A 13,528-nucleotide genomic window follows, 5' to 3' on the forward strand; every position below is an offset into this window, starting at 1 on the left:
TGTGCTGACGCGCTAGTTTGATGGAAGAACCGCTTGTAGCGGAGCGTTATAACGGGAACCGCAAACTTTCTGGCCGATATCGGAACTCGATGGCGAACGACACCGCTACATCATACGACGCAAACGTTCACACGCCTGCGGCCAGTCAACCTCGGGCGTCAAGTGACACCACGACAAACGCAGGGCCGACTCAATGCGATCGCGACCCAATCCCATCGCCACCAGAACATGGCTCGGCTCGTAACTCGTAGACGTGCACGCCGACCCGTTCGACAAGGCTAATACGCCCTTGAGCGTCACCATCGCCGCTTCCGAATTCAAACCGGGCAAAGACACGTTTAAAACGTGCGGCAGGCAGTGTTCCCTGTCGCCATTAACCCGCCCCCCAAGCTTCGCCATCGCCGTCAACACACCGTCGCGGAACCGAAGACAAGCGGCCTGGCGCTGCTCATGGTCGCGCAAGGTCATCTGCGCCGCCACCCCGAAGCCGGCGATCAAGTGCACCGCTTGCGTACCAGGACGCACACCGCGTTCCTGGCCGCCGCCAAACATTAAGGGAGATAAAGGGGCGCGTCGTCCCTCACGGCGACGGCTGACCAGCGCGCCGATCCCCTTCGGCCCAAAGATTTTATGCGCCGACACGCTGATCAGATCGATCCGCGAGTTTTGCAGGGGAGCGATCAGCTTGCCGAAGGTCTGCGCCGCGTCCACATGCAACCAGACGGCGTCCGACAGACCGGCGGCGATTGCCTCGATCGGTTGCACTACGCCGGTCTCGTTATTCGCGTGCATGACGCTGACCAGCAGCGTATCCGAACGCACGGCGTCCAACACGGCCTGCGCATCGATGCGGCCGGATTCATCCGGGGAAATCAAGGTAACCTCGAATCCTTGCTTGACAAGGTGTTCGAGGGGCTCGAGCACTGCCTTGTGTTCGATCGCTGTGGAGACAATGTGGCGACGTGTTGCACCCTCAACACTGTTGGCCAAGCCAAGCAGCACAATATTGTTGCTTTCCGTAGCGCCACTTGTGAAAATGACGTCGTCGCGCCGGGCTGCGACTACAGCAGCAACTTGCTCACGAGCACGCTCGACGGCTTGCTTAGCGCGCACGCCAAACTCATGGGTACGACTACCGGCGTTCCCATACTCCTCGGTCAAGTACCGCACCATCGCATCTAATACCTCGGATTCGACAGGCGTGGTGGCATTACAATCAAGGTACGTGGACATAGTTTGTGTATTTTTGGCGGGTGTTTGTGTTATAGTAGCACAAACATCAAGATATCAATCATGAACGGTGCCTTCGAATACGTTTTTCCGTCCATCAAAGGGATACAGTCGGGACGCGAATATTTCGTGTCCATGTGCCCCCTGCGCTTAATCCCCAAGATCTTTCTCTTCGACGACGACGAGCTCAATCCCGAACTGCGCGCGCAACGGACGCTCAACAAGGGGCGGGTACCTGAAATTGCCGAGTATATTTTAGGAAACTTACAAAGTTATACCTTCTCGGCCATCACGGCTTCGATTGATGGCGATGTCCGCTTCGTCCCCGCGACCGGTACGACGCACAGCAGCCTGCTTGGGACTCTGCACGTCAACATGCATTCGCGCTTCATCATCAACGACGGCCAACATCGGCGCGCGGCGATCGAAATGGCGCTGCGGTCCGAACCGAGCCTGGGCGACGAGACCATCGCCGTCGTATTCTTCGTCGACCGTGGCCTCGAGCGCTGCCAGCAAATGTTCGCGGACCTGAACCGCTATGCAATCCGACCGAGCCGCTCGCTCGGCTTGCTGTACGACCACCGCGACCAGCGCTCCCAGCTCACCAAACTCATCGTGTTGAAATCGAAGTTTTTCTGCGACATGGTCGAGATGGAACGAAACACTCTGTCGGAGCGCTCCCGCAAATTGTTCACCCTGAGCGCCATCTATTCGGCGAACTCGGCGCTGCTAGAGGGTATCGACACCTCCAATACCGACGAGACCGCGCAACTATGCGCCGACTATTGGGACACGGTCAGCGCCCACATCCCGGAATGGCAACGCGTCAAGGAATCGCGCTTGAGCGCCGGCGACGTGCGCCGCGATTTCATCCACTCGCACTCGGTCGCCCTGCAAGCCATCGGGGCGGTGGGCAACCACGTGCTACGTCAACCGAGGCGGGCCTGGAACGCCACCTTAAGTCCTCTCAGTAAGCTGGACTGGTCGCGCTCGAACGCGCGGACGTGGGAGGGGCGCGCGATGGTCGGCGGAACGATCTCGAAGGCCTCGAACAACGTGGCGCTCACCGTCAATCAACTCAAGAAGCATCTGAATATTCCTTTGGGGCCGGACGAGCAACGTACCGAGGACGCCTTCCAGCGAGGACAACATGGAAAGTAACAAACCCGCATCCGCCTCGGCCTTCGCCGAACACGGCTTTAAGGCAACCGTCGGCGAACGGATGGAGGTCGTCAAAAAACTGTACCTGAGCGACCCCATTCCCTGGGTGATCGGGTATAGCGGCGGCAAGGACTCGACCGCGACGCTGCAGCTGGTGTGGCGGGCTCTGGCACAGCTCGGGTCCGAGCAGTTGCATAAGGATGTGCACGTCATCAGCACCGACACCCTCGTGGAAAACCCCATTGTCGCTCAATGGGTGGCGCACTCGCTGGACGTCATGCGCGAAGCTGCGAAGACGCAGAATTTACCGATCAAACCGCATCGCTTGACGCCCGAAGTGAAGGATCGCTTCTGGGTCAACCTGATCGGCAAAGGTTATCCTGCGCCGCGTCCGAAATTCCGGTGGTGCACCAGCCGTTTAAAAATCAATCCGTCGAACGATTTTATTAAGCGACTCGAGCAGCAGAACGGCGAGGCGATCGTGGTCCTCGGCACCCGCAAGGCGGAAAGCGCCGCGCGTGCGGCGTCGATGAAGCGCCACGCGGGCAGCACCCGCGAGTGGCTCAGCCGGAATGGGCAGCTCGAACGCAGCTGGGTGTTTACGCCGGTCGCGGACTGGACCAACGACGACGTTTGGCTCTACCTGATGCAGGAGAAGAACCCCTGGGGCTTCGATAACAGCGAACTGCTCGGCATGTACCAGGGCGCGACGGCTGACGGAGAATGTCCGCTGGTGGTCGACTCGAGCACGCCGAGTTGCGGCGACAGCCGCTTCGGTTGCTACGTCTGCACCATGGTCTCGCAAGACAAATCGATGGACGCGATGATCCAGAACGACATTGAGAAGGAATGGATGGCGCCGCTGCTCGAGTTCCGCAACAAATTTCTTGGCGCAGGCTTTGGCGACGACCGTAAATACCGGGAGTTCCGCCGCATGGACGGCCGCTTGACGCTGATGCAGGTCGCGAACAAGGAAGAGGGCGAGGACGACGTGTGGGAAGTCGCCGATGGTAGACGCTTCCGTCTGGTACACGGCCCCTACAAGCAAACCTATCGTGAGCGCCTGCTGCGCGAGCTGCTGCAAGCGCAACGGGCGGTGCACGCCAAAGCCCCTGCCAATCTGAAATTCGATCTGCTGGCGCTGGAAGACTTGGAAGAGATTCGACGCCTGTGGGTGTTCGAAAAACACGAGATCGAAGACAGTGTGCCGCGCATCTATGAGGAGGTGATGGGCGAGCCCTATCCGTCCCCGCGCCTGGATGAAAGCCAGGTGTTCGACGCCGGCGACATCGCGCTTTTACGCGAGATGACGGCGCGCGAGGACGACCCGGATCAGCTCCATTTCCATTTGGTGCGTCAACTGCTGGCGGTCGAGGGCAAGTACCAGCACGCGGCAAGGCGCGCCGGCTTGTTCGATGAGCTCAACAGCGTGCTGGAGTACCACGCGTTCAACGGCGAGCAAGAAGCGCTGGAGTTCGCGGTGCACCGCTCCCTCAGCCTCGAAAAAGCTAACCAATCCATCGAGGTGCAGTTCGTCCGGCCGACCATTCCGATCATTCCAGTCGCTGCGTCCGATGTCGAGCTCACCGAAGAAGAGTAAAGCATGTTATTTCAAGAATTCGTACTGCATAACTTCGGTATCTATAAGGGACGTCACACGGTCGACCTCACCACCAGTCCGGGCCGACCCATCGTCTTGTTCGGCGCGCTGAACGGCTCCGGTAAGACGACCTTCCTGGACGGTTTACAGCTCGTCCTGTACGGCAAGCACGCCCGCTGCACGGGGCGCGGCAACATGGCCTATCCGGATTTCCTGCGCAGTACGATCAACCGCTACGTGCCGCCACAGGAGGGCGCCGGACTCGAGCTCGAGTTTATCCACCATCACGAGGGCAAGTGGCAGACCATCCGAGTGATCCGCACCTGGAATGGCCGTCACGAAACCACGCGCGAGCGCCTCGAGGTCTATTGCGACGGCATCCTCGACGCCGTGCTGTCCGAGCGTTGGGGTGAATTCGTTGAGGATTTCATTCCGTCGCAGATCTCGGAATTGTTCTTCTTCGATGGCGAGAAGATCGAAGCGCTGGCCGAGGAACAATCCGCCGCCGCGATCATCCGCACCGGCATCCACGCCTTGTTGGGATTGGACGTCGTCGATCGACTCGCCGCGGACATTAAAATCATCCAACGCCGCCGTCGCGTCGACGAACTCAGCCGCGAGGCGCAAGCCCTGGTGCGCGCCAAGCACGACGCAATGGTAGCCCTCAGCGACCAAGCGGATGCGCTGGCCGCCAACATTGAGCAACAGCACGCGCAGGTCGAAGAGCGCATGCGCGCGCTGCAAGCGATCGAGGAGGAGTATCGGCAGCAGGGCGGCGGATTGGCCGAGCAGGCCAACACCATCGAAGCCCAGCTCAAAGCGGCCGCGGAGCAGAAGGCGAATCACGACATCTACCTGCGAGACAAGCTCGCCGCCGGTCACCTGCCTTTGCTCTTGGTGGAGGATTTACTCAGTAAGGCCCGCACGCAGCTGACGGCGGAAATCAATGCGCAATTGGCGACGGCGATGTTGTCCGAGATCCGCGAGCGCGACGCCCAAATCTTAAGCATGCTCGCGCAAAGCGAGGTTAGCGAAACGGTGCGCCGCGCCGTGGCCGATCAACTGGAACGCGACCGGCAGGCGCGCGTCACCGCTACTCAGACCCCGGCCTATCTGCACATGCGCGCCGAGGCGCTCGCGCCATATGCCGCATCGCAGTTCGACGACCTACGGACGGACACGCACGAGGCGCTGCAGCGCGAACAACTGCTCGCTGAGCGTGTCAACGACCTCGAACGCACCAAAGCCGCGCTGCCCGACCCCGAACTATTGGCGCCGCTGCGTCAGCGGCTCGAAGAGCAGCGTCGACAATACGAACAAGCCTTAGGCGCCGTCGCGCTGCTGAACCAGCAGCACGAGGACTGCGTGCAGGCGCGGGAGCGTGCCGATCGTGAGCGTCAATCCCTCTTGCTCGAACTGGCGGACCAGGATTTGAAGGACAAAACGAACAAACGCGTGCTGCGACACGCCGGACTGGTCGAGCAAAGCCTGCATCGCTATCGCGATGCGGTCCTACAGCGCAACGTAAAGCGCTTGGCCGACCTCATCCTAGAGAGCTTCCAAAGCGTCACCCGTAAACCCAAGATGTTCGAGCGCATCGAGATCTCGCCGGTCGATTACCGATTGTCTCTGTTCGACCACAGTGGCAACCAGGTGCCGAGCCACCAGCTCTCCGCTGGCGAGCGCCAACTGCTAGCGGTGTCGATCCTTTGGGGCCTGAGCCGCGCCTCGGGGCGCTCACTGCCCGCCATTATCGACACCCCATTGGGACGACTGGACGGCCAGCACCGTAATAAGCTCGTGAAAAACTACTTCCCGAAGGCGAGCCATCAAGTCATCCTGCTGTCGACCGACCAGGAGATCGACGAGGATTTATATGGCAAGATCAAGAGGGTCACGTCTCAGGAATATCTGATCGAGTACAGCGAAGAAAAGCAGAGTTCGGAAATCCACGAAGGTTATTTCACGTTTGACGAGGCCTACACATGATCATCGACGTCGTTCGCGTTTCCGAAAAGGCGAAACACCAACTATTGACGCTTAAGCGCCGCACCGGGATCCTGCAATGGAACGTGTTGTGCCGCTGGGCCTTGCTGGCCTCGCTGGCCGAGCGCACGATTCCGCCGCATGAGGAGATCGTCACCGACAGCAATGTCGAAATGAGCTGGAAGACTTTCGCCGGTACCCTCGACGACGCGATCACCGCCGTTGTGCGTCAACGCGCACACGAGGACAAGGTCGCTGAGGACCAGCTGCCGCAATTCTTCAAAATCCACCTCCACCGCGGCATCGCGTATTTGCTTAATGGCGCGCAGGACCTGCGCGGACTAATCGCGATGGCGAGCGGGAGCGAGAAATCCTGAAATTATGGCAGGAATTGCCTTTTTCGCTGAGGTCCAACAAAGCCATTATGAAAAGGCTTTCTCATCTTTTCTTTCCTAAGGTTGAATCGACTCCGCTTCCTTGTATTCAAAGAAGACACGCTAGGTCGGGCAGGATAAGGTCAACCGTCATGGCAAGGGAATTGGGGACATGGATCGGCGTTGAGCTGGAAAACAAGTTCGACCTTAGCATGCCGACACTGGAATGTTAATTTTTCCAGCAGACGTACAAGATCCGCAAGGACATTATCGGCTGATGGTGCCCCGAGATTGTACGTGGTACTGAGCTTGAGGATCGGACCGACACGCCCTACATTTTCACCTCTCAGGAACGTGTTCTGCCAGAGGCCAGCTAGTCCTTCAACCTGGAGGATTCAAAGATTCAGCCGGCGCTGTCCAAGGCTGTAGAGGAGCTGGGGAAAAATCCGAAGAGATGATCGACCCGGTTACCAATGATTTCATCGAGGCCCTGATCCACCACTGCTTCGCATAATCCTGACTTACAGGCGACTGAATCGACACCTACCGTCGCCAGGAAAATGAGTCCCACGAGTCGGTCATGTTACGAATCTTGTTGAATCTGTGGCGTGGCGGAACTACATTGCTTGGTACAAAGCGCAATGTTTGAGCGAATGGAGCTTTAAAGAACCAACTGAAGTCCCTTAGGTTTATTGAACGTGCCGTTTCCTCAGCTAAGTCGGCAGCGATTATCCCACGAAGTGGCAGCGCGACCGTCCTTCAAAGTATTTCTGGGACTGGACAATGTAGTTGAAAAATTCAGAGCTTCTGTTAAACGTGGAAATGTGTGAGTATATCAGCAAGCTAGTTAGCTACAATACTTAAGCTTCTGTGCATGCCTACATCCGACTCATACGTGTTATGGATGTAGTGGTGGTGAGAGTATTCAAATGTTCCGCATTATATCTCAAGAGTTGTTATTGGTTTTCATTATAGAACGACAGGTTTATAGAAAGAGTGCAGATGATAGGGTTTCGGCCTGTAACGCAGGGTGAGCATTTGTACGTTAGAGTAGTTGACATTTTTGTCAATTACGACCATGCACTAACAAAATCTATTGAAAATTTCAGAAATGGATCATTTGTCGGGAATCGTTCTGAAGAGTTTGCGGATTATTTTGTTGGACTATATTATTTCAATTTAACCGCGCGATTGGTAAAGACTGCAAAGTCAATTCTTTGCGATCCGAATGGAAATGAATTCACTTATCGCAGCTCCTTTCTGACTTTCTTAGCTAATCAATGCAGTATTTCTGAGGGTCAGTTCGGTAGAGCGAACGTCAATCTGTTGGTAAATCTTTCATTTGAGGCTGCCTTAGCTTCTGGTCAATCGATTTCCAATAGTACCAAAAATATTGTGCGGGCTTCAGTGCCGATGCTTGAGTGCTATATATGTGGAAAGTCTTTGTTCGTCAATCCGGTCGATGCACGCGATGCGATTGAGTATGAACATGTTTGGCCGAGCAGTTATGGTGGGGACAGTATCGCCGCTAACCTTTTGCCTGCGTGCTCATGTTGTAATCGCGAGAAAGGTGCAATGATGCTTTGGCAGGACACTTGGAAACATTCACTTATCCTTCCTCCGTATCCATCTGCCAATGATCTGACTGAAATTAATCGCCCGCTCAAAATAGCATTACATAGAAGAAGAATTTTTGAGTATGCTGTTCAACATTCTTTGACCTTGAAAGACTCCGCTTTAGAAATAGGACCCGCAGACTTCAGTGCATTCGCGCCAATGGACCTTACGGACGCGGCTGACTTTTTTACAATTCAATTCTAAGAGTATTCAATGGATTATCCGTGCATTACGTTTCAACAGCGACCTGAGCAAGACACTATTCGTTTTTGCCTGTTTGAAGCTCCCGTCAAGGACATACTTGAGTGGTCCAGTGTGCCGCGTTTGTCTCATGACAAAAAAGATGGGGTCCAAAGGCAAAAAAGCGATTTTAGGGTGAAAGGAATTGCAAAATTCCTAAGTCAAGAGGCTAGGAATACTATCCCGACCGCACTTGTGATTGCCTTTTCTAAGGATTCATATAACTTAAAAATCGATCCGGCGGGGCAGCAGCTAATAGTCTTAAATGCCGATAAAAAGGATGAGGTTTTTGTAATCGACGGTCAGCATCGTCTTTATGGTATTCATGCTTTTAATCCCAATGCTCGGGCTCCTGTAGTTGGAATCCTTGATGCAAGTAATGATGAGAAGGCTTTCCAATTCATTGTCATTAATAATAAGGCCGCGAAGGTTGCACCTGATCATATTCGTGCGTTAACGTTCGCTTACTCTAACCATGAACTTGAGCCCCGGCTTAGAACCGCGAAGCTCTCGCTCAGCAAAAATGTTTTGTTCGTTCAAATCGCGAACGAGGCTGAGGACAGCCCATTCAAGGGACAGGTTAGTTTGCCAAGTGTAGAAGACGGGCAGCGATGGGTTAATGCATCGGCAATCGAATCTAGCATAGCTTACATCCATGCGAAGAAAATCGCGGGTTTGGACGATGATGAGACAGTTGCCTCATTCTTTTTGGCTATTTGGAAGGCTATTAAGGAGACATGGCCGGATTTGTTTGCTGCAGAGTCACGTTTGCTCACAAAAGTGGGTATGATTACGATGACACGTTATATTGTTGATGCGATTGATCTCATGGCGGGCTTGCTGGAAGATATTGATTTGAGTAATGAGGAAGATGTTATCTTATCTACGAAGAGAGTTCTGAAAATGCAGACTCCAGATTTTTGGAAATCCGACTGGACTGTCGCTGTTTCAGATTCAAAAGTTGTTCGTGATACTATATTTGAAGCATTGCGACGAGTTCAGCAAAATATAAAACAGGGAGCTAATTGGTTTGATGATGTTCCACTGATACTTGTGCCGTCACAAGGTTGATCAAAGTGCACGACCCGTCCGTTAGGGAGCGCTGTTATCATAACTTGAGACTATATTTATAGGGTAACGACCTCCAACCGGGGGGTAATAGAAGCGTCGTGTCTCGCAAGCTTCGCTAGTTTTGGTGCGTCTGATCCTGCAAGGTTATTTTACAAAACGTGGCCCGAGTATCTTAACCAAATCATGGGGCGAGGTCGACCTTATTTCCGGTACCTCTTGGGATTCCGCACTAACGGCGAGTCCATCGATGAAGGGATGGTAAATGGCAGCTTATGGCACTGTCGCGGTTAGGGCTGTTACGCTGTACACCGCTGGAAAGGCTTCCTCGACTGTTGATGGCTGGGAGATTGCGGCGCTTGAAATGTTTGATACGGAATCGGCTCAGAAGAAGGGGTGTCCGAGAACAATCTTTCTTGGCATCTGCGAAGGTGGAAACGTGCAGGGCGTTCCGCGCGGTGAGTACAACACTAAACTTTCCGATAACAAGCTGTACGGTCTAAAGGTAATTGCAGCCCTCCGGTTGAATCCTGTTCTCGCTGAGGACCAGGCTTTACTGTGGAAAAAAATCGGCAACGACAAGCTGAAGCCGAATAGCCAAATGGACGTGCTGACCGTATTGTGGATGGCTGGATTAATCAGAGCTATCCGCTGATGGGGTACGTCATCGACGTCGATTGAACTGCACGCCTGTAAGGTGGTTTATACCACCCACCCCGTTTGGGCTTGAGCGATGTGCCCTAGAAAGCGTATCATGAGCAAGGCGGGGTGTTGCTGACCATCACAAAGCACTGCCCGCGCTTCTCGTTCTACCGCTCCACGAAACAGGGCCAGCGCTTGCAAAGCGTGCCAGGACAGGTTCAAGCCGAACCAATCAGGCTGACCTCAAGCCAAGACGAGTGCACGCTGCGGTTCGCCTAAGAGGTTGGCGAGATGCACATCGTCTGGATGGTGAAGTCCGCCATCCTATGGTCGCCGATGCGCGGCCGTCTCCGGTGCGGTATCGCCCGGCGACCTTCCGTCATCGGGCTATGTGAAGTCCTGTGGGCAGTTTGCACCTTGACATTAGAAGACTGTACTGGCCAGTATGCCCCGTGACCCGGTAGCGTAAACCCATCGGTTGGAATGGCATGGTATTGCTCATGGTACCGACCGGTATGTTTTGGTGGGTTTTATCGTTAAATTAGAGGGTTGGCTCAACCATTGATCATCGAGTGGGAATGAGGCCTCCGCAAGGAGAGTCTCCACACTGGGTTTAGGCCTGCTCCGGCGGGCTTTTTCAATTCTGACAAAGCACGGGCGCGTCGCGGCCGGAGCCGAGTGATCCCTTTCTTGGTCCCTCAGGCAAACTCCTCCGGGACAAGCTCGACGGCTTCGAGGACGGCAACCCTCGGCGCCCCCAACAGCAAGTCCCCGGCCTGCTCCCGAAACCTGAGGCAATGGGCGCTCCCACGATGCGCTTCCAGCGCGGCCTCGTCCATGTAAGCCTCGATCAGGTAAAAAGAAGCAGGTCGTGCGCTGTCGCGGTAAAGGTCGTAGCGCCGCACCCCGGGCTCCTGTCTGCTTTGCCTGACCAGCACCGATAGGGCCGCCTCGACCTCGGCTTTCCTGTCGGGACGGGCCTCCAGCGTGGCAATGACTTCAACGCTCATATCGTTTCCTTTCCATCTAGTGCGTGCACAGTGGGACGGGCCTGCCGTCGGCTCACAACCTGATCACCACCTTGCCCTGTGTGTGGCCCGCTTCGGCCTCGCGCAATGCGGCCGGCACCTCGTCGAGCGAAATGATGCGGGTGATCTGCGGATCGATGCGCCCCTGCGCCACCGCCTGCGCCAGGGTTTCGCCCGCGCGCGCGATCTCACGCAGATTCTCGGCGTCGCCGAACTGATAAGCGAAGGCCAGCGCCACGTCATGCAGCGAAATGGCCTTGCCCCAGGGCGGGAGGTCTTTTTCGCGTGGGCGCGCGACCACGCACACCAGCTCGCCATTGTGGCGGAGCAAAGGCAGCAGGGCCGTGGCCGATTCCGCCGACACCAGATCGATCACCGCATCCACCCCGCGGCCCTGGGTCAGGCGCAGGGTCTCGGCAAGGACGTCGGCCTTGCGGTAGTCGATCACCTCGTCGGCGCCCAATGTGCGGACGCGCTCCACCGAACGCGATGCGGTCGCGATCACGCGCGCGCGGGCCTGCCGGCACATCTGCACCGTAAAACCGCCGACGCCGCCGCCGGCTCCAGTGATCAGGACCGTCAGGCCGGGCTGTTGCAGCTTCAGCTTCCGGTGCACCGCCTGCCAGGCCGTCAGCCCGGCGCAGGGCAGGGCCGCGGCCTGCTCGAAGGACAGCTCGTCCGGCAAACGGCTCAATACGCTCACATCGACGACGACGAACTCCGCATAGGCGCCCCAGCGGTAGAGATTGGTCACCGCCATCACGCGCTGCCCCGGCTGCCAGTCGCTCACCTCCGGGCCCACGGCCTCGATCTCGCCGGCTGCATCGATCCCCAGGATGTGGGGCATGGCCAAGTTCGACCCATCGCGGGCGAACTTGTAGTCGACCGGGTTGATGCTCGAGGCCCTCACCCGCAGGCGGACTTCACGCGCGCCCGGGAGGGGAATGGGAACGTTGGCCGGCGCCAGTGTGTAGTCCGGGCCCGCCTGAAGCAGAAGCAGGGCTTTCATTGTGCTGTTCATACGATGACACCTCCGGTATGCATGGCGCTCCCCGGCATCTCAAAAGCCGGACAGCACGATCTTGCCGCGCGCCTTGCCGCTCTCGATCAAGGCATGGGCGCGGCGCAGATTGGCCGCGTTGATGACGCCGAAATGGTCCGCCAGCGTCGTGCGCAGCACGCCGGCGTCGACCAGCTCGGCGACGTGGACCAGGATGTTGTGCTGCTCGATCATGTCCGGGGTCTGGTACATCGAGCGCGTGTACATCAGCTCCCAGTGCAGCGAGATGCTCTTGGGCTTGAGGATAGGCACGTCGAGGGTCACCGGGTCGTCGATCAGCCCGAGCTTGCCCTGCGGCGCCAGCATCTCGGCGATGGCGACCAGGTGCTTGTCGGTGTGGGTCAGGCTGGCCACATAATCGACCTCGTCGAGGCCAAGATCGCGCAACTGCTCCGGCATCGGCCTGGTGTGGTCGATCACATGGTGCGCGCCGACCTCGTGCACACACTTGCGTGTCTCCTGCCGCGATGCGGTGGCGACCACGGTCATGCCGGTCAATTGGCGCGCCAGCTGGATCATGATCGAGCCGACCCCGCCGGCCCCGCCGATGATCAGGAGCGTGGCGATCGGGTTCCTGCCTTCGCGCACCTGCAAGCGGTCGAAGAGCAGCTCCCATGCCGTGAGCGAGGTCAGCGGCAACGCGGCCGCTTCCTCGAAACTGAGGCGCGTGGACATCGGGCCGACAATGCGCTCGTCGACCAGGTGCAGCTCGCAGTTGGTGCCGGCCCGCAGCAGCGATCCGGCGTACATGACGCGATCGCCCGGCTTGAACAGGGTGACCTTGTCGCCCACGGCGCGCACCACGCCGGACGCATCCCAGCCTAGCACCTTCGGGGTCGCCGGGGGCGGCAGCACGCCGCCACGGATCTTGGTGTCGACCGGGTTCACCGAGACAGCATGCACCTCCACCAGCAGGTCGTGTCCGGCAGGCTCGGGATCGGGCAGGGTGGTATCGGTCAGGGCCTCCGGCGCATCCAGCGCGACCGACTCGTTATAGACGACAGCTTTCATGGGGCGCTCCATTTCATGGACAGTGTCAGTGGGAGTCGGTAGACGACGTGCGACGTCACACGATCATACTGCGCGCGCGCTTGCAGAGCGGGATCCTAAGGTGCGCGCGACACGGGCACAGCGGTGGATAGCGGCGCCGCGCCGCTCGAGGACGCCAGGGGTCGTGGAGGGCGAGTCGGCCGGCTTCGTTCGCGTGAGTCGACCTCGAACTTGGGCCTGAGTTCGATGTTCTCGTCCTCGGGGAGGCTGGCGATTCTGCTGCGCAGGCGATGACCCCGGATAGGCAGGACGGGCGGCTGGCCGAACGATATTCGCTGGCCCAGGGCGAGGTCCTGCGCCAGCTCGGCGGCGTAGGCCGGGCCGGTGGTCAAGACCATCTCTTCGTCGAAGATGCGCTCGAATTCCAGCGCCAGCGCACGGAGTGGCTTGTTGACGATAGCCGCGTCGAGACGTCCGCCCGCCACCCATTCGATCAGCGCACCCCATGCTACCCGACGCAGCCGGCGTCATG

General features: G+C 57.5%; 12 protein-coding genes. 7 read left to right on the forward strand and 5 right to left on the reverse strand.

What is annotated here, in order from left to right; genetic code table 11:
* Positions 1 to 105: 105 nt before the first annotated feature.
* Positions 106 to 1,233, reverse strand: a complete 1,128-nt coding sequence (dndA, locus tag B0920_RS04450) for a cysteine desulfurase DndA (RefSeq protein WP_078031352.1) — start codon at positions 1,231 to 1,233, stop codon at positions 106 to 108.
* A gap of 60 nt (positions 1,234 to 1,293) precedes the next feature.
* On the opposite strand from dndA, the gene dndB reads away from it, so the two are divergent.
* The 7 genes from dndB (at position 1,294) to B0920_RS04485 (ending at position 9,931) form a co-directional block, all read left to right on the forward strand.
* Positions 1,294 to 2,391, forward strand: coding sequence for a DNA sulfur modification protein DndB (gene dndB / locus B0920_RS04455; RefSeq protein WP_078031353.1), 1,098 nt, complete (start codon positions 1,294 to 1,296; stop codon positions 2,389 to 2,391).
* Positions 2,381 to 3,991, forward strand: a complete 1,611-nt coding sequence (dndC, locus tag B0920_RS04460) for a DNA phosphorothioation system sulfurtransferase DndC (protein WP_078031354.1) — start codon at positions 2,381 to 2,383, stop codon at positions 3,989 to 3,991. The genes dndB and dndC overlap by 11 nt, the downstream gene beginning before the upstream one ends.
* A 3-nt stretch (positions 3,992 to 3,994) precedes the next feature.
* Entirely contained in the window at positions 3,995 to 5,980 is a 1,986-nt protein-coding gene (gene dndD / locus B0920_RS04465) for a DNA sulfur modification protein DndD (protein ID WP_078031355.1), read from the forward strand.
* Positions 5,977 to 6,354 carry a DNA sulfur modification protein DndE gene (dndE, locus tag B0920_RS04470; protein WP_078031356.1) on the forward strand — a complete coding sequence of 126 codons (378 nt, stop codon included), beginning with the start codon at positions 5,977 to 5,979 and terminating at the stop codon, positions 6,352 to 6,354. Before dndD ends, dndE begins: the two co-directional genes overlap by 4 nt.
* 999 nt (positions 6,355 to 7,353) lie before the next feature.
* A complete protein-coding gene (locus B0920_RS04475; protein WP_078031357.1) occupies positions 7,354 to 8,172 on the forward strand; it encodes an HNH endonuclease in 819 nt (272 codons plus the stop codon).
* Between the two features lie 9 nt (positions 8,173 to 8,181).
* Positions 8,182 to 9,279, forward strand: coding sequence for a DGQHR domain-containing protein (locus B0920_RS04480; protein WP_078031358.1), 1,098 nt, complete (start codon positions 8,182 to 8,184; stop codon positions 9,277 to 9,279).
* A gap of 262 nt (positions 9,280 to 9,541) precedes the next feature.
* Positions 9,542 to 9,931: a hypothetical protein gene (locus tag B0920_RS04485; protein ID WP_078031359.1), complete on the forward strand. Its 390-nt coding sequence runs from the start codon at positions 9,542 to 9,544 to the stop codon at positions 9,929 to 9,931.
* A 685-nt stretch (positions 9,932 to 10,616) separates the two neighbouring features.
* Here the strand turns inward: B0920_RS04485 and B0920_RS04490 are convergent.
* The 4 genes from B0920_RS04490 to B0920_RS04505 form a co-directional block, all read right to left on the reverse strand.
* A complete protein-coding gene (locus tag B0920_RS04490; RefSeq protein ID WP_078031360.1) occupies positions 10,617 to 10,928 on the reverse strand; it encodes a putative quinol monooxygenase in 312 nt (103 codons plus the stop codon).
* Positions 10,929 to 10,980: 52 nt separating this feature from the next.
* Entirely contained in the window at positions 10,981 to 11,955 is a 975-nt protein-coding gene (locus tag B0920_RS04495) for a zinc-binding dehydrogenase (RefSeq protein WP_078031361.1), read from the reverse strand.
* Between the two features lie 51 nt (positions 11,956 to 12,006).
* Positions 12,007 to 13,017, reverse strand: a complete 1,011-nt coding sequence (locus B0920_RS04500; RefSeq protein WP_078031362.1) for a zinc-binding alcohol dehydrogenase family protein — start codon at positions 13,015 to 13,017, stop codon at positions 12,007 to 12,009.
* A gap of 95 nt (positions 13,018 to 13,112) precedes the next feature.
* Positions 13,113 to 13,481: a LysR substrate-binding domain-containing protein gene (locus tag B0920_RS04505; RefSeq protein ID WP_179119094.1), complete on the reverse strand. Its 369-nt coding sequence runs from the start codon at positions 13,479 to 13,481 to the stop codon at positions 13,113 to 13,115.
* Positions 13,482 to 13,528 lie beyond the last annotated feature (47 nt).

The organism is Massilia sp. KIM, from assembly GCF_002007115.1.
Classification (GTDB): Bacteria; Pseudomonadota; Gammaproteobacteria; order Burkholderiales; family Burkholderiaceae_D; genus Telluria.